Raw genomic sequence first — 21839 nt, forward strand, 5'->3', positions numbered from 1 at the left:
AGGCTGGACCAACGTGCGATTCCTCAATGATGTGACGCCGCCCTACGATCTCACGTACAGCGATGTCTTCATGGTGCCGTCTCGTTCCTCGGTCGGGTCGCGCCTCGCCGTGGACCTGTCCGCCGGCGACGGAACCGGCACCACGATCCCCCTCGTCGTCGCCAACATGACGGCCGTCGCGGGCCGCCGCATGGCCGAGACCGTCGCCCGGCGCGGCGGCATCACCGTCATCCCCCAGGACATTCCGATCGACGTGGTGGCCGACGTCATCGAATGGGTGAAGAGCCGCGACCTCGTCCACGACACGGCCATCACGCTCACCTCCCACGACACCGTGGGCGAGGCGCTCACCCTGCTGCCGAAGCGGGCGCACGGCGCGGTCATCGTCGTCGACTGGGACAACCGCCCGGTCGGCGTGGTGACCGAGGCCGACTGCCACGGCGTCGACATGTTCACCCAGCTCTCCCAGATCATGACCGAGTCGCCGCAGACGCTGCCGCGCGGTGTCGATCCGCAGACCGCGTTCGAGGCGCTGTACGAGGGCCGGCACCGGCTGGCGCCCGTGGTGGACGAGGACGGTCGCCTGGTCGGCGTCCTCACCCGCACCGGGGCACTGCGCTCCACCCTCTACCAGCCCACCGTGGACGCGAGCGGCCGCCTGCGCGTCGCCGCGGCGGTCGGGGTGAACGGCGACGTGGCCGCCAAGTCCAAGGAACTGCTCGACGCCGGCGTCGACGTGCTCGTGGTCGACACGGCACACGGCCACCAGGAGAAGATGATCTCGGCGCTGCGGGCCGTGCGGGCGCTGGAGCCCTCCGTGCCGGTCGCGGCGGGCAACGTCGTCACCGCGGAGGGTGTGCGCGACCTCGTCGAGGCCGGCGCCGACATCGTGAAGGTCGGTGTGGGCCCGGGCGCGATGTGCACGACCCGGATGATGACCGGCGTGGGACGGCCGCAGTTCTCCGCCGTGCTGGAGTGCGCGGCCGAGGCCCGCCGCCTGGGCCGGCACGTGTGGGCCGACGGCGGCGTGCGCCACCCCCGCGACGTCGCGCTGGCGCTCGCCGCGGGAGCCTCCAACGTCATGATCGGCTCGTGGTTCGCCGGCACGTACGAGTCGCCCGGCGACACCCGCACCGCCCCCGACGGGCGCAAGTACAAGGAGAACTTCGGCATGGCCTCGGCCCGTGCCGTACGGCTGCGCACGGCCGAGGACTCGCCGTTCGAGCGGGCCCGCAAGGCGCTGTTCGAGGAGGGCATCTCGACCTCGCGGATGTACCTCGACCCGGCGCGGCCCGGCGTGGAGGACCAGATCGACGCCATCGTGGCCGGCCTGCGTTCCTCCTGCACGTACGCGGGCGCTACCACGCTGGAGGAGTTCCACGAGCGGGCGGTGGTCGGCGTGCAGAGCGCCTCCGGATACAGCGAGGGCATGCCACTGCACCAGAGCTGGTGACTCCCGCGATTCCGCAGAGGAATATCGGGCTCTCCGGGGGTAGTGCGTTCGTGTACCGACCGCACTACCCCGCGGAGGCGATCATGCAGTACTCCCCGGCCGGAGGGCCGGTCAGTCCGGCGGCCGACAGACGGCTGCTGGTCAGCTACGACAACTACACGGCGGCGCAGCGCGCCGTCGACATCCTCTCGGACGCAGGGTTCCCGGTGGAGAACACCGCGATCGTCGGCAGCGACCTGCGTCTGGAGGAGACCGTCACCGGGCGGCTCACCAACGGCAGGGCCGCGCTGTCCGGCCTGATCACCGGCGCGGTGTTCGGGCTCATCGTCGGCCTGTTCCTCGGGCTGTTCACCTCGGCCACGACGTCGTTCTTCGGGCTGGTGCTGTGGTCGATCCTCTGGGGCGCCATCGCCGGCGCGGCCTTCGGCTTCACCAGCCACGCCTTCACCGGCGGGACGCGCGACTTCTCCTCCAGGAGCTCGATCGTCGCCGGGCGCTACGACGTGCTGGTGGCCCCTCCCATGCTCGACCAGGCCCAGGCGCTGCTGCAGGGCGGCGTGCAGCCGGCCGACACCGTCGTGGTTCAGCGTCCGCCGTCGGCCGGGCCGGTCACGACGCCGTCCGCCGCGGCGGTTGACACCGCTCCGCAGGCCGCCGGCTACCCGCTGACCGAGGACCGGGCCGAAGCGCGTGCGGAAACCCCTGCGGAGACCCGTGCGGAAACGTGGGCGGAGACCCCGGCGGAACCGTGGGCGGAGACCCCGGCGGAGCAGGCGCGTGCCGAGAGGACCCATGCCGACGAGGCCCGGGTGGAAGAGGCCCCTGCCGAGAGGACCCGTGCCGACGAGGCCCGGGTGGAGGAGGCACGGGCGGAGGAGGCCCGTGCCGACGACAGGGCGGGCCTGTCGAGAGGCCGTCGCCCGTAACCCCCTGTCGGCTCTGGAGTCGCGACGCCTTCCCCGCCCCGCGCGGGGAAGGCGTTCTCGTGTCGGCCGTCCCCGGTAGAGTCGTCAGCCTGCCGCAACTCCGGGCGCGGGAAGCGCTTGGGGCACACAAAGAACAGGAGACCCACGTGGCACTGGAGAAGCCGGAGATCGACTATCCCGAGGGCGCGCCGCCCGCGGACCTGGAGATCGTCGACCTCGTCGAGGGTGACGGGCCGGAGGCCAGGCCCGGGCAGAACGTGACCGTCCACTATGTCGGGGTCGCGTTCTCCACGGGTGAGGAGTTCGACGCCTCCTGGAACCGCGGCCAGCCGTTCCAGTTCCCGCTCGGCGGCGGCCAGGTCATCGCCGGATGGGACCGGGGCGTGGCCGGCATGAAGGTCGGCGGACGGCGTCGTCTGACGATCCCCGCGCACCTCGGGTACGGCAACCGCGGTGCGGGCGCCCTCATCAAGCCCGGCGAGACGCTCATCTTCGTCGTCGACCTGCTCGGCGTCGGCTGACCGGGACACCGGTGCCGCCACGGCGGCGTTTCGATTTCTGGGGTAGGAAGGCCGGAGCGGTTCGAGGATGATGGTCGCGTGGACGACGCCCCCCCGAACCACCGCCGCATAAACCCCCTCGATCGGGGTCCTTCCCTTCACGGCCGCCCGCAGGACGACCGACTGCGAACGCCGGCTTCCGGGAGGCCGGCGTGACCGCGGACAACGAGGTCACCGGCGGCGCGCCGGCGGCGCACCACGGCGCCGGAGGGGCGTCCCCCGGCGGAGACGTCCGTACGGGCGCTCCGCTCACCAGGCAGCCCCGGGCCGTGGTCGCGATCGCCGGCGCGACCGTGGCCGTGCTGCTCGCGGTGAGCCCGTGGTACGGCTACCACCGCGACGAGCTGTATTTCCGCATGCTGGGCGAGCGGCCGCGGCTCGGATACTTCGACACGCCGCCGCTGACGCCGATGATCGCCCGGGTGTCCACGGCGATCTTCGGTGACACGGTCGTCGCGTTGCGGATCGTGCCCGCCCTGTGCGCCGGGGCTCTGGTCGTGCTCGTCGCGCTGGCCGCCCGCGAACTGAGCGGCGGCCGGGCGGCCCAGATCCTCGCCGCGGCCGGGACGGCCACCTCGGTGCTGCCCCTGCTGGCCGGTCATTCGCTGCTGACCCTCACTCCCGACCTCGTGTTGTGGAGCGCCATCACGCTGTGCCTGCTCCGGGTGCTGCTCAGGGGCGACGGGCGTTACTGGCTCTGGACGGGAGCGCTGTGCGGGATCGCGGCGTACAACCGCGATCTGATCGTGGTGCTGCTGGGCTGCGTCGGGCTGGGCGTCCTCGTGGCCGGCCCGCGCGAGGTGCTGCGTGACCGGCGGCTGTGGGCCGGCGCCCTCCTGGCGCTGGTGATCGCCTCACCCAACCTGCTCTATCAGGTGACGCACGACTGGCCACAGTTCCAGATGGCCGACGCGCTGAGGATCGACGAGGGTGCGGACAACCGCGTGTCCTTCCTCCCCCTTCAGATCGTGCTGCTCGGGCCCGTGCAGGCGGTGATCTGCGTGGCCGGCTGGCTGCGGCTGTGGCGGAACCGGCGCGTCCGCTCCCTCGCCATCGCCTACCCAGTGGCCTGTGCGCTGATCCTCTACACCGGAGGCCGCCCCGACTACGCCGGCGGGTTCCTGCTCTACCTGTTCGCGGCCGGCTGCGTCAGCGCGGCCGGATGGCGGTGGAGACGAGCGTTGATCGCGGCGCTGGCGGTCAACGCCGTGGTGGCGGTGGTCGTGGCGCTGCCGGTCATCCCGGCGGCGTCGCTCGGGGGAACGCCGGTCGCCGCCATGAACGAGGTGGCCAGTGAGTCGGTGGGCATGCGCGATGTGGCGGCGCAGACGGCCCGGGTCGTGAACGGCCTGCCCGCCGCCGAGCGCGCCGGTGCGGTGCTACTCGCGGCGAACTACGGCGAGGCCGGCGCGCTGCACCGCTGGGCGGGCGAGTTCGGGCTGCCCGCGGTCTACAGCGGCCACAACGAGCTGTGGTGGTGGGGACCGCCGCCGGAGGGGACGCGGGTGGTCGTGTCCGTCGGCTATCCGCCCGCCGGACTCGCCACCGTCTTCGCCCGCTGCGCCCCGGCGGGCACGCTGAGCGGGATGCCGGGCGAGGAGCAGGGCGTGCCGATCACGGTCTGCCACGACCCCGTCCAGCCCTGGCGCGAGCTGTGGCCGCGCATGCGCCACTACAGCTGAGTCGTGTCACGCTCGCGGCGGGCAGCATCTGTCCGGCACTCCCTGGCCGCGTCTCACCCCCGGCCTGGGCACCTACCCCTGTGGTAAGGCAGGATTACGGTGTGTTGCTGATCGACCTTGCCAGGACCTCCGCGGCCGTCGCCGCGGACTCGGCGCGGCTCGCCAAGATCAGGCACCTCGCCGAGCTGCTCGGCAGGGTGGGACCGGACGAGGCCGGGATCGCCATCGCCTACCTGTCGGGCGAGCTGCCGCAGCGCCAGATCGGGGTGGGCTGGCGGGGCCTGTCCGACCTCCCCGAGCCACGTCAGATCGCCACGGCGACCCTGACGCAGGTCGACGCGCTGCTCGAACGCATTAAGTCGCAGTCCGGCGCCGGATCGCAGACCGCGCGCCGTGAGGTGCTCGGCGAGCTGTTCGGCGCCCTCACCCGCCAGGAGCAGTCGTTCCTGCACCGCCTGCTGACGGGCGAGCTGCGCCAGGGGGCGCTCAACGGGGTGATGATCGAGGCGGTCGCCATGGCCGCGAACGTGCCCGCGGCCGAGGTGCGCCGCGCCCTGACCCTGCGCGGTTCGCTGCCCGCCGTCGGCGCGGCCGCGCTGCGCGGCGGCGTCGCGGAGCTGAAGGCGTTCCGCTTGGAGGTCGGGCGGGCGGTGGCGCCGATGCTCGCGCAGAGCGCGCCCAGCGTGACCGCCGCCCTGGAGAAGGCCGGCGCCCCCGCCGCCGTGGAGTGGAAGCTCGACGGCGTGCGGGTCCAGGCGCACCGGTCGGGGGACGGTGTCGCCGTCTTCACCCGCACGCTCGACGACATCACCGCGCAGGTCCCCGAGCTGGTCGAGGCCGTGCTCGGCCTGCCCGGGACCGATCTCGTGCTCGACGGCGAGGTCATCGCGCTGCGCCCGGACGGCCGCCCCGAGCCGTTCCAGGTCACCTCGGGCCGGGTGGCCAGCAGGACCGACGTCGCGTCGCTGCGCGCGACCGTGCCGCTGACCGTGTTCTTCTTCGACGCCCTGCGCGTGGGCGGCGCCGACCTGCTCGACCTGCCGGACGAGGAGCGGCACGCCGCTCTGGAGGCCGCGGTCCCGGCCGAGCTGATCACCCCTCGGCTGGTCACGGCGGACGCCGAGGAGGCCGAGGCGTTCTTCGGCGACGCCGTACGCCGGGGCCATGAGGGCGTGGTGGTGAAGTCGCTGCGCACGCCGTACGCCGCCGGGCGGCGGGGGGCGGGCTGGATCAAGGTGAAGCCGCGGCACACGCTCGACCTGGTCGTGCTGGCGGCCGAGTGGGGCAGCGGACGGCGCCGGGGCTGGCTGTCCAACCTGCACCTCGGCGCCTACGACCCGGAGACCGGCGGTTTCGTGATGCTCGGCAAGACGTTCAAGGGCCTCACCGACGAACTGCTGACCTGGCAGACCGAGCAGTTCCTGCGGCTGGCGGAGGGGCCGGCGGACGACTACGTCGTCACGCTCAAGCCCGCGATGGTCGTGGAGATCGCCTTCGACGGCGTGCAGCGGTCGACCCGTTATCCCGGCGGCATGGCGCTGCGGTTCGCCCGGGTCCTGCGCTACCGGCCCGACAAGCGGCCGGAGGAGGCCGACACCGTGGCCGCGGTCCGCGCGCTCATGCCCTGACCCGGGAGCCGCTTACGGGTTACTTGACCAGGCGGATGGTCAACGGGTAGCGGAATTCGGTGCAGGCGAGCGCCGACACCCCGCCGACGACGCACAGGACCAGTCCGACGACCCAGATGACCGGCAGCAGGACGAAGCCGACGACGGTGAACGGCAGCAGCACCGTCGCTCCCAGCACGGTGAGGTGGAAGTTCAGCGCCTCCACCGCATGCTTCCGGATGTAGGGGGACGTCCGGCCCGCCGTCACCATCATCAGCAGCGGGCCGATGACGAACAACCCCAGCAACGCGAACAGGTGCGAGGACGCCGCCCCGACCCGGTCTCCCCCGGCCGGGACGGCGGCGGGCCGGTACGCGGGCGGCCGGGGAACGTACGCCGGGCGGGTGCCGTACAGGTCGTTCATGATGGGCACGAGATCGGCGTGCGTGCGCGCGGTCATCGCCAGGTGCAGGCGCTCGTCCATCTCGTGCTTGTCGAGCCGGCCCTCGGCGTAGGCCGCCTTGACGTGCTCGACCACCTGCTCGCGGTCCTGGTTGGTAACGCGCAACTGAGGGTGTGGCATCGGGGCATGGCCCGGCCACGATGGTGTCGCTGCCGCGGGCATCACAGCATCGCCTTCCGTCGATCGACTTGCTCGGCTCTCTTCGAGTCTGCCTCTCCATCTTGTGCCGTGTACGCGCCCGCCCGCATCAGGGACATCCCCGACATCGCCCCGAGACCGCTTCCTTAACGCCATCGTGATCCGCGGCGATGTATACAAGCACTATGAGATGGCGAGATCGCTACGGGCTCCGGCGGCGCCGGGGTGCCCGCGTGGCCAGATTCGACCGCGAGGCGACCGACACCGACATCGAGGCCCTCATCGAGTTCGCCAAGACCCGCCGTGGAGTCGAGTTCTACGTCGAGCCGGAGACCTTCGCGACCGACACCACCGCGGTGGCCGTGGCTCACGACGGGGAGTGGACCCGTCGCCGTGTCGGAGCTCCCGCCGTGATCGCCAAGGTCGCCAGAGATCTCGCCCTCCCGGTGTACGACGTGCAGCTCACCGGTTATCCCGGCCGGATGCGGGCCTACAACGAACGCCGGCGTCAGGCTCAGGACGGCGACCTGATCTGACGGCCGCCGGGGGCCGATGCGGAGGCCGGACCGGGCACGTCCCGGGTCAGCAGTGCGCGCAGCGGCGCGAGCCAGATCGCCCGGGCGGGCCCCATCTCGTCGTCGAGTTCCGCAGGTGTCGGCATGCGGTCGCGGAGCATGGCGGGGGACATCATGTGCGCCAGTGCCTGCCGCAGAAGGATCGCCATCGAATAGCCGGGGTCGGCGGCGAGCGCCCGTTCCAGCGCCATTCCGGCCAGCGCGCACTCCCCCCGATGCCAGGCGGCGGCCGCCAGCAGTGAGGCCGCGGGCGCGACATGGCCCGGCTCCAGCCGGCGGGTGAGGTCGCGCCACAGCGCGACGTGCGCGTCACGGTCGTCGATCAGCGCCCATGCCTCGTCGCGCACCCTCACCACGGCGAGGTCGAGCCCGAGCCGGGCGGCGCCCTCGTCGTCCAGCCGGCCTCCCGAGTCGTACAGGCCGACGGCCCTGCGCACCCGCGCCAGCCCCTCGGCCACGAAGCGCGCGGCCAGTTCGTCCGCGCCCGGTCCCCCGGGCTCGGGCATCGCCCGCAGATCGGCCATGACGCGGGAGGTCGCCTGCCGCATCGCCGCCCCGCCGCACCGCTCGACGGAGCGGCGCAGACTGCCCCGGTCGGGCAGGGCCACCAGCCCGTGCATCACGGCCTCGGCGGCGACATGGCTGCGCTCGGTGTCGTAGGGCGTGCCCTCCGCGGGACAGCAGGTCGCGCTGTCGCAGGAGTAGGACCAGTAGCGCCCCCCTTCGGCCCGAAGGCTCTCCGCCACCCGGATGCCTCCGGCGCGCAGCAGCCGGGTCATCGTGTCGGCGGCGGGGGTCACCAGGGCGCCGGGGCCGTACCCGACGACGAAGACTTCGGTCACCGCCTCGCGGCGCAGCAGCGCGACCAGCAGGTCGAGGTCCTCGGAGGCGACCGGGAGGTCCCAGCGCGTCGCCAGCCGCACCTGCGGGCCGGCGACGCCCGCCACGACGAGGCTGTCGGCGGGGTGGAACCCGACGAGGTAGGGCACGGCGGCGAGGATGTCCGCCGGTGAGGAGAGCACGAGCTTCGGGATCGTCATGGCCGCAAGCCTCGCCGGGGCGGCCGAGCCGCACGACGGCCGAAGCGCGTTCTGGGGACAGCCGTCCTCCTGTGGACAACCCGGCGGCCGGAAACCCGTTGGCACCGGGCCGGGCCCTCCGCCTACACTCGGCGCCATGGCACTGCCCCGGATCTCCTAGCTCGGACACCCGCTTCCCCGCCACCCGTGTGTCCTTGAGCTTCTCCGGAGCATCAACAAATGATCACTTTTTGTGGTGTCGACGTGCGCGTCGGCGCCCGCCTCCTGCTGTCGGACGTCACCGCCCACGTCGCCCCCGGCGACCGCGTCGGCCTGGTCGGCCGCAACGGCGCGGGCAAGACCACCCTGCTGAAGACCCTGGCCGGCGAACTACAGCCGGCCGCGGGCACCATCACCCGGACCGGCCAGGTCGGCTATCTGCCGCAGGATCCCGCGGCGGCCGATCCGTCCCTGTCCGTCACCGCCCGCATCCTGTCGGCCCGCGGCCTCGACGAGGCCGAGCGCGCACTGCGCGCCGCGGAGGCGGCCATGTCCGACCCCGCCGAGCAGGAGCGGGCGATGCGGCGGTACGTCCGGGCCGAGGCGGAGTTCGAGGCCCGCGGCGGGTACGCCGCGCAGGCCGAGGCCGCCCGCATCGCCGCCGGGCTCGGCCTGCCCGACCGGGTCACGACCCGGCCGGTCGGCACTCTGTCGGGCGGGCAGCGCCGCCGCGTCGAACTCGCCCGGATCCTGTTCGCCGGGCAGGGCACGCTGCTGCTCGACGAGCCCACCAACCACCTGGACGCCGACTCCGTGGCCTGGCTGCGGTCGTTCCTCGCGAGCCGCGCCGGCGGACTGGTCCTGATCAGCCACGCCACCGCGCTGCTGGACGACACCGTGAACAGGATCTGGCACCTCGACGCCGACCGGGCCGCGCTTGAGGTGCACAACACCGGCTGGCGCACCTATCTGGCCGACCGCGACGCCGCCGAGCGCGGGCGCGCCCGGCACCGGGCGGTCGCCGAACGCAAGGCCGCCGCGCTGCACGCCCAGGCCGGCAGGATGGGCGCCGGCAAGTCGACGGCCGTACGTGCCAAGGAGATGGCGCGCCGCGCCGACCGCATGCTGGCCGCGGTGGAGCCGGCCCGCCGCGCCGAGAAGGTCGCCCGCATCCGGCTGCCCGAGCCCGCCCCCTGCGGCCGCACCCCGCTCGGCGCGATCAGCCTGACCAAGGCGTACGGCGACCTGCGGGTGCTGACCGGCGTGGACCTCGCCGTGGACCGGGGCAGCCGGCTGGTCGTGCTCGGTCTCAACGGCGCGGGCAAGACGACGCTGCTGCGGATCCTGGCCGGGCGGGAACGCCCCGACTCGGGCCGCGTGGTGCACGGTCCCGGTCTGCGGCTGGGCTACTTCGCGCAGGAGCACGACACGCTCGACCCGGCGCGCACGGTCGCCCAGAACCTCGCCGCCGCCGCGCCGCACCTGGGCGACGGCGAGGTGCGCCGGATCCTCGGCTCGTTCCTGTTCGCGGGGGACGACGCGGGCAAGCCCGCGGGCGTGCTGTCCGGCGGCGAGAAGACCCGTCTGGCACTGGCCACCCTCGTCGGCTCGCAGGCCAACGTGCTGCTGCTCGACGAGCCCACCAACAACCTCGACCCGGCGTCACGGGACGAGGCGCTGGCCGCGGTCTCCTCCTATCAGGGCGCGGTGGTGATGGTCACGCACGACGAGAAGGCCGTGGAGGCCCTTCGCCCCGGCCGCGTCCTGCTGTTGCCGGACGGGACCGAGGACATGTGGAACTCCGGTTACGCCGGTCTCGTGTCCCTGGCCTGATCTCCCGGAGCCTGACCGTCCGGTGCCCGCTGTCCCGGTACGGTCGCCGGCGCCAGCCGCGTGCGGACGAGCATGGCGGCGCCGGCGACCGCGCCGGGCATCGCGACGACGCTGACGAGCGGCACCATGAACGCGAGGAAGAGCGGCACCCCGAACCCGAGCGAGACCGACAGGTTCGACCGGAGCAGCGCGAAGCGCTCCTTGCGCCGCAGACCCCGGCGTTCCATCGCCAGGGCGGTCAGCTCGACCGTGAGGAAGAACCCGGAGACCAACGCCCCCACCACGGGCACCACGGTCTGCCCGACGACCGGCACGAAGCCGAGCGCGAACAACGGCACGGAGAACAGCAGGACCCACCAGAGCGTGACGAGGCTGTCGCGGATCGACCGGAACAGGGACGCCCAGAAGGGCAGGTCGCCCCCGCCGGGAAGCCCGCCGAGGTCCTCCTCGACCCGCTCCGACAGCTTCTCGTAGAACGGGTCGCCGATCACGAGCGTGACGGCGGTGAACGTCAGCACGGCGAGCGCGAGACCCACCACGAAGATCATCACACCGACCAGCATGCGGAACCCGTCGCGCCAGCCCCAGTCGTCCGCGAACGGCGTCGCCCAGGCCGCCACGTCGGTCGCGTGCGTGCCCAGCCAGACCAGCGCCAGGGCATAGAGAACCAGGGCGATCAGAGCCGGGATCAGCCCGAACAACCACCAGCGAGGATGCCGGCAGGTCCATCCGAGACCCCGGAAGCAGAAACCGACTCCCTCGGCGAAGCCGCCGACGCCGCGCCGTCCGGCGGGCCGCCCGATGCCACTCATGGCGGGCAGGCTAGCGCCACAAGGCCGTCACAGGCACGCCCAGATCGGCGAAAAGGCGGCGAAGCAGCGGCAGCGAGATGCCGAGCACGTTGCCGTGGTCGCCCTCGATGCCCTCCACGAACCAGCCACCCAGGCCGTCGAGTGTGAACGCCCCCGCCACGCGCAGCGGCTCCCCGCTCGCGACGTACGCCTCGATCTCCTCGTCCGACGGCGTGCCGAACCGCACCACGGTCGCCGCCACCTCCGACACCCTGCGGCCCGCCGGCACGTCGACCACGCAGTGCCCGGTCAGCAGCCTGCCGGTCCTGCCGCGCATCGCGTGCCAGCGGTCCTTGGCGTTCTCCGGCGTTCCCGGCTTGCCGTACGCGACGCCGTCGAGTTCGAGCACCGAGTCGCAGCCGATCACGATGCCGTCGCCGAGCGTCCGGGAGACGGCGTCCGCCTTGGCCACGGCCAGCTTCAGGCACAGCTCCCCGGGGGTGCCGGCCGTGATCGCGTCCTCGTCGACGCCGCTGACGATCACCTTGGGATCGAGCCCGGCAGCCCTCAGCACACCGAGGCGGGCGGGCGAGGCTGAAGCGAGCACCAGTTCCGTCACACGGCGAAGCCTAGTCGCTTCTACTATGTGTGGCATTTGCTGATCATTGTGGGGGATGCCGGTGTCAAAGGCCACGGTCAAAGAGCGCGCGCGCTACTGGTTCGACAACACGATGGCCAGGGGCACGGCCGCCCTGATCGGCTGGCTGGCCCTGGTGTCGCTGGGGCTCATCGTGGTGGTCAGCGCGCTGACGATGTGGCTGACCCCGGACGAGGCGCTCCGGCACCAGGGCTGGCCGGGCGTGCTGTGGCTGTCGCTCATGCACGCGCTCAGCCCGGGAAAGATCGCCGGGGACGCCGGAACGGCGCCCTTCCTCGCCATCATGCTGGGCGCGTCCCTCGGCGGCATCTTCATCGTCAGCATCCTCGTGGGCGTGCTCTCCGCCGGCCTGCGCGGCAAGCTGGAGGAGCTGCGCAAGGGCCGCTCGCGCGTCATCGAGAGCGGCCACACCGTCATCCTCGGCTGGTCCGAGCAGCTCTTCACGATCGTCTCCGAACTGGCGAAGGCGCACGCCAGCCAGCACGGGTCGGTCATCGCGATCATGGCCGAAAGGGACAAGCCGGCCATGGAGGACGCCATCCGGGCCCGGGTGGGTGACACGGGCAAGACGCGCCTGGTGTGCCGCACCGGCCGGCCCACCGAGCCGGCCGACCTCGACCTGTTGAGCCTGAGCAGCGCGCGGACGATCGTCGTGCTCTCCCCCGAGCAGGACGACCCGGACGCGCACGTCATCAAGACCCTCCTCGCGCTGGGCAAGCGCGCCGGGGACCATCCTCCGGTGGTCGCCGCCATCGCCTCCTCGCGCAACATGGCGGCCGCCCGGCTGGCCGGAGGGCCCGGCGTCCACCTGGTCGACAGCGACGACATCGCCGCCCGGCTGATCGTGCAGTCGTCCCGGCAGTCCGGCATGTCCGTCGTCTGCATGGACCTGCTGAACTTCGACGGCGACGAGATCTACCTGCGCCGCGACCCCTCCTTGGCGGGCAGGTCGTACGGCGAGGCCCTCGACGCCTACGCGACCGCGACCGTCCTCGGCCTGCGCGCACCCGGCGGCGTGGTGCTCAACCCGCCACCGGACACGGTGATCGGGACGTCCGACGAGATCGTCGTGCTCGCCCAGGACGACTCGCTCATCCGCCGGGAGAGCGGAACGGCTCCCGCGGACGAACGGCACATCGTCCCCGCGACGGCCCCGCCTCCGGCCCCCGAGCGGACCCTGATGCTCGGCTGGAACGGCCGGGCCGCACGGATCATCCACTACCTGGACGGATACGTGACCCCCGGGTCGGTGCTCGACGTCGCCGGCGACCACCCCGGCGCCGGCGCCGGCCTGGCGGACCTGCGCAACCTGACGGTGAACGTCAAGGAGTGCGACGGCACCGACAGGTACGCCCTGGAGTCCCTCGGTGTCGGCGTCTACCAGCACGTCATCGTGCTCTCCGACGACCGGTGCGATCCGCGCCACGCCGATACCCGGACGCTGATGACCCTGCTGCAGCTGCGCGACATGCAGGCGACCCTCGGGGAGAAGTATTCGATCGTGAGCGAGATGCACGACGAGAACAACCGGGCGCTCGCGGAGGTCACCGAGGCCGACGACATCGTGATCAGCGACACCGTCATCGGCCTGCTGCTCGCCCAGCTCGCCGAGAACCCGCACCTCGCCGAGGTCTTCGGCCACCTCTTCGACTCCACCGGCTCGGAGGTCTACCCCCGGGCCGTGGAGGACTACGTGACCACCGGGGTGCCCGTCGCCTTCCGCACGATCATGGAGTCGGCGCTGCGGCGTGGCGAGACCGCGATCGGTTACCGCCTGGCGGCGAAGTCCGGGAAACCGCCCCACTACGGCATCGTGCTCAACCCGGACCGGTCACGGCCAGTGACGCTCACTCCCGGTGACTGCGTGATCGTCCTCGCCGAGCGGTGAGCCCGGTCGCCCCGACGACTCACTCGGTCGCGTGAAGCCCGGTTGCACGGAGCTCGGCGCAGACGGACGTCAGGTGGGACCCGGCGCCGGCAATGCCGTGCTGCCGGCCCGCCGCCTGTGGCGGCGCCCACGCTCCTGCTAGAGCGCCTTGACGGAGGACATCACCTTGTTGATGTCGTGCCAGCGCTTCTTCTGGCTGTCGGGGATCGTGACGAACACGACGGCGGGCTTCGTCTCCGGCGTGTCCACGAGGGCCAGCGCCGCGGCGGAGACCCGTTTCCTGCCCTTGAGCGAGTAGTGCACGGTGTAACCGAGCAGCCAGCCCTTCCGCTTGCCCGCCTTGATGGGCTGCGAGGCGGTCCAGGTGATCGTCGCGCCCGACGGGTGGTGGTTGAGCGTCCATCGGGCGGCCAGGAAGGCGGTGTCGCGCAGCGTCTTCTGCTCGGGGATCGGCACCGGGCAGGAGACCAGCATCCCGCGGTACGACGCGCCCTTCGCCATGGGCAGCAACTGGCGGGAGGCGAACGGCGCGGGCTTGGCCAGCGTCCATGCCTTGGTGAAGCGGGGCAGGGCGACGCCGGAGCGCCTGTCCTTGATCAGGCTGTGGGTGGCGGCCGCCCGGCCGGGCAGGCTGCGGAGCCGGCGGACGTCCTTCGGCAGCGCGGGCACCCGGGGGTCCTTGAGGGCCGCCGCCAGCGCGGGATCGACCGCGTCCGCGTTGTCCGCGGGGCTGGCGTCCACGCTGGGCGTGGCGCTCGTCCCGGTGCTGGACAGCGGGCTGGACGGCGGGCTGGGCGGCGGGCTGGGCGGCGTGCTGGACAGTGGGCTGAGACCGGGGGTGGCCACCGCGCCCGCGGCCGGTGCGGCGGCGCCCGACGCGGACGAGGCCGACACGACCGAGGGGACTGCGGCGTCCGCGGAGTTCCGCGGCGCGGCGGTCGTGGTGGCGGAGTCGCCCCGGTTCAACAGCACGACGGTCACGCCCGCCCCCAGGACCACGACTCCCGTGGCGACCGCGATCATCCGGTAGACCACGCGCATCGGCAGGTCTCCGAGGCCCTTGGACGAGCTCGCCGGTGGCGCCGCCGCAGGGACCGTGATCTTCGGTAGTGGCGTGGTCTCGGCCTCGGCCGCTAGATAAGAAGGAACGGCCTTCGTCCCATAGTCCCCAGGTGACACGATCGGGAGCGTACGGCATATCCCGGTATTTCGGGCGCCTTCCCCATCACACTTCGGGAACGCCGACCCGCAGCCACGGCGCGTCGGCCACAACCGTCGCGGAGTTCGGGGCGATCTCGGTGAACCCTGCGTCCCTGACCACCGGCAGCCCGCTCGCGGCGAGCGCGTCCCACCCGGCCGGATCGGCCGTCCTGACCCGTACGGCGAAGCCGCGCTCGCGCCAGGCCGCCCTGTCCGCCTCGCCCGCGCCCCACCAGGCGAACTGGGCGCCGTGGCCCGCCTGGGCCATCGCCTTGCCCGCGGTCATCTCCAGACCGGGGTTGATCCAGAGCACCACGTCGCCGGGACCCGCCTCCGGCGGGGTGGCGTCGTCGGAGAGGTCCGTGCCCGAGACCTGGAGCCGGGCGAGGTCACGCGGCCAGTCGTCGAGCGGCACGGGAGGATGCACCCGCACCTCGGCCGTGCGCACGGTGACGGTGATGCCGGGCAGGGCGAGCGCCCGCCGCCATTCGGCGCCGCGTGCCCGCCTGACCACCTTCCTGATGCGCCCGTCCTGCCACTCGGCGACCTCGTCGGACCACTCGCCTCCGCGGTCCTCGGCACGGTCCCCGGCACGGCCCTCGGCATGATCCTGGGCACCGTCTTCGGCATGATCCTGGGCACGATCCTGAGCACGGTCGAGCAGGCGCACCACGGCCGTCGCCGCCGCCTCCAGCGCGTCGGTGCGCTGCGGCGGCGCGGACCGCTCGATGCGCACGACCAGGGGAAGAACGCGTTCGGTCACCCGACAAGGATCCCAGCTTCGCGGCGATCCCGGACACGCGTGACGATACGGGACGACATGAGCGCGGCGAACAGGCACAGCACGCCCGCGCCGTACCACGCCAGGTCGTAGTTCCCCAGGTGGTCGCGGGTGACCCCGGCCACGGTCGCGACGACGGCCGCGCCGACCTGGTGGGAGGCGAAGACCCAGCCGAACACCACCGCGCCGTCCGCGCCGAAGATCCTGCGGCACAGCGCGACGGTCGGCGGCACAGTGGCCACCCAGTCGAGGCCGTAGAAGACGATGAAGACCAGCATGCTCGGCTCGGTCGTGGCGGCGAACAGCCGCGGCAGGACCAGCAGCGACAGCCCGCGCAGCCCGTAGTAGACGACGAGCAGGAGCCGCGGGTCCACCCGGTCGCTCAGCCAGCCCGACACGACGGTGCCGGCGATGTCGAAGACCCCGATCACGGCGAGCAGCGAGGCGGCCGTGGTCTCGGGCATGCCGTGGTCGTGGGCGGCCGGGATGAAGTGGGTGCCGACCAGGCCGTTCGTGCTCGCCCCGCAGATGGCGAAGCCGACGGCGAGATACCAGAAGCGCCGGGTGCGGGCGGCGTCCCGCAGCACACGGACGGCCCGCGCGGCGGCGCCCTCGGCCGGCGTGCGCACGACCGGCTCGGTCGCGCCCAGCGCGGTCAGGCCGATCTCCTCGGGGGTGTCCCTGAGCAGGAACCACACGAGGGGGACGACGGCGAGCGCGGCCGCCGCCACCGTGACCGAGGCCCACCTCCAGCCCTGCGTCTGGGTCAGATGCGCGAGCACCGGCAGGAAGATCAGCTGCCCGGTCGCGCCGCCGGCCGTCAGCACGCCGGTGACCAGGCCGCGGTGCCGTACGAACCAGCGGTCGGTCAGCGTGGCGGCGAAGACGAGCGCCATCGAGCCGGTGCCGAGCCCGACCAGGACGCCCCACAGCGCGATGAGCTGCCAGCTCGCGGTCATGAACACGGTCAGGCCGCTGCCGGTCGCCACCAGCAGCAGGGCGCAGGCGACGACGCGCCGCATGCCGAAACGGTCCATGAGCGCGGCCGCGAACGGCGCGCACAGCCCGTAGAGCATGAGGTTCACCGAGACCGCGAGCGAGATCGTGCCCCTCGACCAGCCGAACGCGTCCTCCAGCGGCGTGATCAGCACACCCGGCGTGGCGCGGAATCCGGCCGCCCCGAGGATCGCGACGAAGGCGACGGCGGCGACGATCCACGCACGATGCAGCGACTTCATGGCGAGCATCCTCCGTTGTGCCCGCCTTGGGGGACAGTGGCCGGGAGGTCAACATGTGAAAGGATCGGGCCATGCACCGCGTCGCCGTACTGGCCCTGGACGACTTCTCCACACTCGATCTGGGCGTCCCGGGGCAGGTGTTCTGGGCCGCCCACGACCACGGCCCGCTGTACGAGGTCGTCACCTGCAGCCCGGGCGGCCGCCCGGTGCGGAGCCAGGCGGGCTACAGCGTCCTCCCCGACCACGACCTGAGCGTGCTCGCGACGGCCGACACGGTGGTGGTGCCGGGCATCCACAGCGGCACCCCGCTGGAGCACGGCACGCTCGACGAGGAGGTGCGCGCGGCGCTGCGGGGCGTCGCGGGACGCGCCCGGCTCATCTCGATCTGCACCGGGGCCTTCGTGCTGGCCGCCGCGGGACTGCTGGACGGGCGGCCGGCGACCACACACTGGCGCGACGCCGCGGGCTTCCGTGCGCTGTTCCCCCGCGTACGGCTCGATCCCGACGTGCTGTTCATCGACGACGGCGACGTGCTCACCTCGGCCGGCGTGGCGGCGGGCATCGATCTGTGCCTGCACGTCATCCGGCGCGACCACGGCAGCGACGTGGCCAACCGCACCGCCCGCCGGTGCGTCACCCCGCCGTTCCGGGAGGGCGGACAGGCCCAGTACATCGAACGCCCGCTCCCCGATCCCGCCGCGACCTCCACCGCGCCCACCCGGGCGTGGATGCTCGAACACCTGGAGGAGCCGGTCAACCTGGCCGCCCTGGCCGCGCACGCCCGCATGAGCGTGCGGACGTTCACCCGCAGGTTCCGGGAGGAGACCGGCCTCAGCCCGGCCAGGTGGCTCGCCGGGCAGCGGATCGCGCACGCCCGGCACCTGCTGGAGACCACCGACCTGCCGGTCGGCGCGATCGCCGGGAAGGCCGGGTTCGGCAGCGCGGTCTCGCTCCGCCAGCACCTCCACGCCGCCGTCGGGGTGTCCCCCCTGGTCTACCGCCAGACGTTCCGCACTCCCGCCGGCGTCGGCTGATCAGACCTGCCTCAGCGTCGGCCGGGAGGCCGGTGCCAGCGGCCGGTGTCAGCGTCGGCCGGGCGGCCGGTGTCAGCGGCGGTTGCCCGCGGCGGGTCCCCGCCAGGCGGACGGATTGCCCGACCGGCGTCCGGGCTCGCGCAGCGCCGGCGAGCCCGCGGGCCGCTGCTGCTTGCGGGTCCGCCGCCTGCGCATGAACAGCCAGCCGATGCCGAGCAGGACCATCCCGAGCGGCGTGCGCGCCAGCCAGCGGGTGAAGACGAGCTGCAGGATCCTCTTCATGACATCCGCCCCTACCCGGCACGGACGTGGTCATGTGCCCGCCGGTCAGGATGCCAGCTGCGGATACAGGTCTGCCACGTCGCCGGACAGCCTGGCCCGCACCCCGCGGCTCACGTCGTCGGCGACCACCTCGAAACTCCCCTGCTCGATCCCCCGCAGGGCCTGGGCGGCGACCTCCGCCGGGTCGGCCTTCGGGCCGTCGACGTGGGCGGCCATGTCGGTGTCCATGTATCCGACGTGCAGCGCCGTGACGAGCGTGCCCTGCTCCTTCAGTTCGAGGCGGAGGCTGTTGGTGAGCTGCAGCGCGGCCGCCTTCGCCGCGGAGTAGCCGGCCACCTGCGGGGCGGTGAACCACGACAGCACCGACAGCACGTTGAGGATCGCGCCGCCCCCGTTGCGGCCCAGGACCGGGGCGAACGCACGAGCCATGGCGAGCGTGCCGAAGTAGTGCGTCTCCATCTCCAGGCGGAGTCGTCGAGCGTACCGGCGAGGAACGACGAGCCCGTGGAGATCCCGGCGTTGTTGATCAGGAGGTCCACGTCGCGGGCCCGCTCGGCGGCGGCCCGGACGGACGCGGGGTCGGTGATGTCCAGGGCGAGCGGCACCACGCCCGGCAGGTCGACCGTCTCCGGCCTGCGCGCCGCCGCGTACACCTTGGCGGCGCCCCGGTCCAGCAGCGCGGCTGCGAAAGACCGTCCCAGCCCGCGGTTCGCGCCCGTGACCAGCGCGATCGATCCCTCGATCTTCATTGTTTCTCCATCCCTTGACGGCTTCGCGTCCACACTAGAGACCTGACTTTAAAGTTGCAAGTCAGCCTCTTCGAGCTAGCCTGGATCCCACCGGCGAAGAGCGAGCGAGGCGTGCGAATGACGACCACCGAACTCCCCGACTCGATGACGTGCTCCATCGAGCGGGCGGTGACCTTCCTCGGAGAGCGGTGGACGCCGCTGATACTGCGGGAGCTGCACGACGGAGCCGTCCGCTTCGCCGACATCCAGCAGCGCCTGGGGATCGCCACGAATCTGCTGACCACCCGGCTGGCGACGCTCGTCGGTGCGGGCGTCGTCGAGAAGCGGCCCTACCGCGACTCCGGGGCCCGCACCCGCTACGAGTACCACCTGACCGATTCGGGCCGCGACGCCCTCGTGATCCTCGGAGCGCTGCAGCAGTGGGGGGACCGCCACGCGCCCCGGCTCGCGGGACCGACGGTCGAACGCCGTGATCGGCGGACCGGGGCGCGGCTGGACGTGTCGTTCACCGACCCCGAGGGGCGCGCCGTCCCGCTGGACGCGGTCGCCCTCGTACGCACGGCCACCGACCGGCCGGACGACGGCGGCAGAGCGGCCTGAGCCGCCTGAGCCGCCGTGCGGTCACCCGGCACTCGTCATGCGTGAGCGGATGCGACTCGGCGCCTCGTGGGCCGGTGATCAGCGGTGGGACGGCGGTATCTCGAAGCCGAACTTCTCCCCCAGCGCGTGGACGTCCTCGCGATCCTTGTCCTGGGGTGTGTACGCCGTCTTGAAGGTGAACATCCACTCCGGGGCGACGCAGTCCACGGCCCGGCCGTTGATCGTGCCCTGTCCGGTGAGCGAGCCGTAGGGGTACGCGATCCCGTAGACGTTCTTTCCGGATTCGTCGTATTCGAAGACGTGCACGTCGACGCTGCGGCCTCGGCCGTCGGTCAGGACGTAGTTCCACGCGGTGTCGTCACCGTCGCGCCTCTTCGTGTATCCGAGACCCTGCATGAGTGCGGCGAATTCCACTTCGTCCTTGTGGTCGACCGCCACGTCGAGGTCCGGGTGCTCTCTCGTCTGCCTCCCGAGGAGGGCGTCGACGCACCAGCCGCCGTCGATCCAGATCCTCACTCCACGTCCGGCGAGATAGTCGTAGATGCCGCAGACCGCTTCGGCGTCCATCAGAACGCCGAGAGCCGCCCTCCGGATGGAGGACGGCTCTCGGGATGGTTCGGTCATTGTGGAGCTATGGGGATTCGAACCCCAGACCCCTTCCATGCCATGGAAGTGCGCTACCAGCTGCGCTATAGCCCCTTGCCACACCGCGTCCGCGGCGCCTTGCCAGTGTATAGGACTTCCGCGGTGTGGGTGTAACCGAGAAGACCTCGGCAGGCGCAGGCGGCTCCCGCGGGCGCGGCGAGCGGTTCGGCCCGCCCGGCGCGCACCCCCGGAGGGCTCCACGACCGCGAAGCCCACGACGTACGTCGCCGCCGGCGCGCCGCACGGCGTTCCGGTGTCAGGTCGCGTCCGGCGGATCGGTGATCGCCAGCGAGAACCAGACGGTCTTGCCTCCGGCCACCCGGCTGGTCCCCCAGTGCTCCGCGAGCTGGCTGACGAGGTACAGCCCCCTGCCGTCCTCGTCGAGCGGGCCGGGCTCGCGCACCACCGGCAGCCGGTGGTCGTCGTCGCTGACCTCGCACAGCAGGTGGTCGGTGCGCAGCAGCCTGATGGTGATGGGCCGCTGGGTGTGCTGCACCGCGTTGGTGACGAGCTCCCCGGCGAGCAGCTCGGCCGCCGGGATCATGGGCGTGAGGCCCCACGAGCCGAGCGTCCGCCGGACCAGGCCGCGTACGCGCGACGGCGCCGTCGGCTGAGGCTCCAGCAGCCACTGGGCGACGTGTCCGCTGGGGATGCCGCGGAACCGGATGGCCAGCACGGTGACGTCGTCGGTCCTCTCGACGGACAGCACGTCGTCGCTCAGCGCCTCGATCGAGGTTCCGTCGGCGAGCTTGCGGCGCAGCGACTCCACGCTCAGCCCGATGTCCTGTCCGCGCTCCTCCACGAGGCCGTCGGTGTAGAGGACGAGCATGCTGCCGTCCTCCGCCGCGATCTCCATCGTCTCGAACGGCGTGCGGCCCAGCCCGATCGGCGGGCACCGGGGCGGCGACAGCACCTCCGCCTTGCCGTCCGCTCCGAGCAAGATCGGCGGCAGATGCCCGGCGCTCGCGATCGTGCACCTGCGCAGCACCGGGTCGTACACGCAGTAGACGCAGGTGGTGAGCGTCTGCGCGGCCAGCCGCTGCGCCATCTCGTCGAGCGAGTGGAGCACCTGCTCGGCCGGCAGGTCGAGCGAGGCCAGGGTCTGCACGGCCGTGCGGAGCTGGCCCATCACCGCGGCGGCGGCCAGCCCGTGTCCCATCACGTCGCCGACGACCAGGGCCACCCTGCTGCCCGGCAGCGGGATGACGTCGTACCAGTCGCCGCCCACCCGGTCGGCCATGGGCTTGTAGCGGTAGGCGATCTCCAGCCCCGGCAGGTCGGGCGGGTCGCCCGGCCGCATCCCGCGCTGAAGGGTCTCCAGGGTCTCGTTGTGCCGGCGGTCCCGCCGCCCGTGATGGATCGTGAGCGCGGCGGGCACGGCGAGCTGTTCCGCGGCGAGCACGTGCGCCTTCCCGAAGGGCGGCCGACGGGCGTCGCGCGCCAGCAGCGCGCAGCCGACGGGCGTGCCGTACGCCCTGAGAGGCACGGCGAGCAGGTGCCCGTCGAGCAGGGTCGCCTCACCGATCCCGTCGTCGGCCCAGCGCGGCGGCAGCCGCCCGTCGGGATCGACCCGATGCCAGGCGGCGCCGTCCACATAGACCGCGGCGGCGTCGGCCAGCTTCGGCACCACCGCCTCACACAGGACCCTCGTCGCCTCCTCCGGGCCGCGGCTCTCGCCCATGGCCCGGACGACCCCGCTGACGTGACTCAGCACAGA

At 72.6% G+C, this 21839-nt stretch carries 21 protein-coding genes, 1 tRNA gene and 1 pseudogene; 10 read left to right on the forward strand and 13 right to left on the reverse strand.

The window, feature by feature from the left end; all coding sequences use genetic code 11:
- The first annotated feature begins 13 nt into the window (after positions 1 to 13).
- The 5 genes from FLX07_RS22760 to FLX07_RS22785 all read left to right on the forward strand — a co-directional run bounded on the left by FLX07_RS22760 (position 14) and on the right by FLX07_RS22785 (position 6249).
- Positions 14 to 1453 (forward strand): GuaB1 family IMP dehydrogenase-related protein, encoded by a 1440-nt coding sequence (locus tag FLX07_RS22760; RefSeq protein ID WP_142573152.1) that lies wholly within the window; start codon positions 14 to 16, stop codon positions 1451 to 1453.
- A 50-nt stretch (positions 1454 to 1503) separates the two neighbouring features.
- Positions 1504 to 2379, forward strand: a complete 876-nt coding sequence (locus tag FLX07_RS37120; RefSeq protein WP_189105046.1) for a YflT domain-containing protein — start codon at positions 1504 to 1506, stop codon at positions 2377 to 2379.
- A gap of 146 nt (positions 2380 to 2525) precedes the next feature.
- Positions 2526 to 2900, forward strand: a complete 375-nt coding sequence (locus FLX07_RS22770; RefSeq protein WP_142573154.1) for an FKBP-type peptidyl-prolyl cis-trans isomerase — start codon at positions 2526 to 2528, stop codon at positions 2898 to 2900.
- A gap of 191 nt (positions 2901 to 3091) precedes the next feature.
- Entirely contained in the window at positions 3092 to 4621 is a 1530-nt protein-coding gene (locus tag FLX07_RS22780; RefSeq protein ID WP_142573156.1) for a glycosyltransferase family 39 protein, read from the forward strand.
- Between the two features lie 101 nt (positions 4622 to 4722).
- Positions 4723 to 6249, forward strand: coding sequence for an ATP-dependent DNA ligase (locus FLX07_RS22785; protein WP_142573158.1), 1527 nt, complete (start codon positions 4723 to 4725; stop codon positions 6247 to 6249).
- Between the two features lie 19 nt (positions 6250 to 6268).
- On the opposite strand, the gene FLX07_RS22790 is transcribed toward FLX07_RS22785, so the two are convergent.
- Complete coding sequence (locus FLX07_RS22790; protein ID WP_142573160.1) at positions 6269 to 6811, reverse strand: DUF1707 and DUF4870 domain-containing protein; 543 nt, start codon at positions 6809 to 6811, stop codon at positions 6269 to 6271.
- 203 nt (positions 6812 to 7014) lie between these two features.
- Here FLX07_RS22790 and FLX07_RS22795 point away from each other — a divergent pair, with 203 nt between their 5' ends.
- On the forward strand, positions 7015 to 7365 hold the full coding sequence (locus tag FLX07_RS22795) for a hypothetical protein (protein WP_142573163.1): 351 nt from the start codon (positions 7015 to 7017) through the stop codon (positions 7363 to 7365).
- On the opposite strand, the gene FLX07_RS22800 is transcribed toward FLX07_RS22795, so the two are convergent.
- Positions 7344 to 8444, reverse strand: a complete 1101-nt coding sequence (locus tag FLX07_RS22800) for a DUF4192 domain-containing protein (protein WP_142573165.1) — start codon at positions 8442 to 8444, stop codon at positions 7344 to 7346. The two genes, FLX07_RS22795 and FLX07_RS22800, sit on opposite strands and share 22 nt — an antisense overlap.
- A 219-nt stretch (positions 8445 to 8663) precedes the next feature.
- Here FLX07_RS22800 and FLX07_RS22805 point away from each other — a divergent pair, with 219 nt between their 5' ends.
- The gene (locus tag FLX07_RS22805; RefSeq protein ID WP_142573167.1) at positions 8664 to 10256 is read left to right on the forward strand and encodes an ABC-F family ATP-binding cassette domain-containing protein; all 1593 of its coding nucleotides are present in this window, start codon (positions 8664 to 8666) and stop codon (positions 10254 to 10256) included.
- On the opposite strand, the gene FLX07_RS22810 is transcribed toward FLX07_RS22805, so the two are convergent.
- The gene (locus FLX07_RS22810) at positions 10229 to 11068 is read right to left on the reverse strand and encodes an EI24 domain-containing protein (RefSeq protein WP_142573169.1); all 840 of its coding nucleotides are present in this window, start codon (positions 11066 to 11068) and stop codon (positions 10229 to 10231) included. The two genes, FLX07_RS22805 and FLX07_RS22810, sit on opposite strands and share 28 nt — an antisense overlap.
- A gap of 10 nt (positions 11069 to 11078) precedes the next feature.
- Positions 11079 to 11666: a Maf family protein gene (locus tag FLX07_RS22815; RefSeq protein WP_229689889.1), complete on the reverse strand. Its 588-nt coding sequence runs from the start codon at positions 11664 to 11666 to the stop codon at positions 11079 to 11081.
- 61 nt (positions 11667 to 11727) lie between these two features.
- Here FLX07_RS22815 and FLX07_RS22820 point away from each other — a divergent pair, with 61 nt between their 5' ends.
- Positions 11728 to 13593: a CASTOR/POLLUX-related putative ion channel gene (locus tag FLX07_RS22820; protein WP_142573300.1), complete on the forward strand. Its 1866-nt coding sequence runs from the start codon at positions 11728 to 11730 to the stop codon at positions 13591 to 13593.
- Between the two features lie 138 nt (positions 13594 to 13731).
- Here FLX07_RS22820 and FLX07_RS22825 read toward each other — a convergent pair whose 3' ends face one another.
- From FLX07_RS22825 to FLX07_RS22835, 3 genes are all read right to left on the reverse strand, one after another.
- Entirely contained in the window at positions 13732 to 14634 is a 903-nt protein-coding gene (locus FLX07_RS22825) for a hypothetical protein (protein WP_142573173.1), read from the reverse strand.
- 184 nt (positions 14635 to 14818) lie between these two features.
- A complete protein-coding gene (locus tag FLX07_RS22830) occupies positions 14819 to 15556 on the reverse strand; it encodes a peptidyl-tRNA hydrolase (protein WP_208762330.1) in 738 nt (245 codons plus the stop codon).
- On the reverse strand, positions 15553 to 16812 hold the full coding sequence (locus FLX07_RS22835) for an MFS transporter (RefSeq protein WP_142573175.1): 1260 nt from the start codon (positions 16810 to 16812) through the stop codon (positions 15553 to 15555). Before FLX07_RS22835 ends, FLX07_RS22830 begins: the two co-directional genes overlap by 4 nt.
- A 71-nt stretch (positions 16813 to 16883) precedes the next feature.
- Here FLX07_RS22835 and FLX07_RS22840 point away from each other — a divergent pair, with 71 nt between their 5' ends.
- A complete protein-coding gene (locus FLX07_RS22840; RefSeq protein ID WP_142573177.1) occupies positions 16884 to 17846 on the forward strand; it encodes a GlxA family transcriptional regulator in 963 nt (320 codons plus the stop codon).
- Between the two features lie 72 nt (positions 17847 to 17918).
- On the opposite strand, the gene FLX07_RS22845 is transcribed toward FLX07_RS22840, so the two are convergent.
- The 3 genes and pseudogenes from FLX07_RS22845 to FLX07_RS38510 all read right to left on the reverse strand — a co-directional run.
- Positions 17919 to 18128 (reverse strand): DUF6203 family protein, encoded by a 210-nt coding sequence (locus tag FLX07_RS22845; RefSeq protein WP_142573179.1) that lies wholly within the window; start codon positions 18126 to 18128, stop codon positions 17919 to 17921.
- A 45-nt stretch (positions 18129 to 18173) separates the two neighbouring features.
- The gene (locus FLX07_RS38505) at positions 18174 to 18587 is read right to left on the reverse strand and encodes an SDR family NAD(P)-dependent oxidoreductase (RefSeq protein WP_263407650.1); all 414 of its coding nucleotides are present in this window, start codon (positions 18585 to 18587) and stop codon (positions 18174 to 18176) included.
- 83 nt (positions 18588 to 18670) lie between these two features.
- Positions 18671 to 18877 (reverse strand): annotated as a pseudogene (locus FLX07_RS38510) (SDR family NAD(P)-dependent oxidoreductase); the annotation flags it as partial.
- Positions 18878 to 18994: 117 nt separating this feature from the next.
- Between FLX07_RS38510 and FLX07_RS22855 the strand changes: the two are divergent.
- Positions 18995 to 19477 carry a winged helix-turn-helix transcriptional regulator gene (locus FLX07_RS22855; protein ID WP_142573181.1) on the forward strand — a complete coding sequence of 161 codons (483 nt, stop codon included), beginning with the start codon at positions 18995 to 18997 and terminating at the stop codon, positions 19475 to 19477.
- 78 nt (positions 19478 to 19555) lie between these two features.
- Here the strand turns inward: FLX07_RS22855 and FLX07_RS22860 are convergent, their stop codons facing one another.
- From FLX07_RS22860 to FLX07_RS22870, 3 genes are all read right to left on the reverse strand, one after another.
- Positions 19556 to 20101, reverse strand: a complete 546-nt coding sequence (locus FLX07_RS22860; RefSeq protein ID WP_208762331.1) for a nucleotidyltransferase domain-containing protein — start codon at positions 20099 to 20101, stop codon at positions 19556 to 19558.
- 2 nt (positions 20102 to 20103) lie between these two features.
- Positions 20104 to 20176: transfer RNA gene (locus FLX07_RS22865), tRNA-Ala, on the reverse strand.
- Between the two features lie 202 nt (positions 20177 to 20378).
- The gene (locus tag FLX07_RS22870) at positions 20379 to 21836 is read right to left on the reverse strand and encodes an ATP-binding SpoIIE family protein phosphatase (RefSeq protein WP_142573183.1); all 1458 of its coding nucleotides are present in this window, start codon (positions 21834 to 21836) and stop codon (positions 20379 to 20381) included.
- Positions 21837 to 21839 lie beyond the last annotated feature (3 nt).

The organism is Microbispora bryophytorum (assembly GCF_006874465.1).
GTDB classification, from domain to species: Bacteria; Actinomycetota; Actinomycetes; order Streptosporangiales; family Streptosporangiaceae; genus Microbispora; species Microbispora bryophytorum.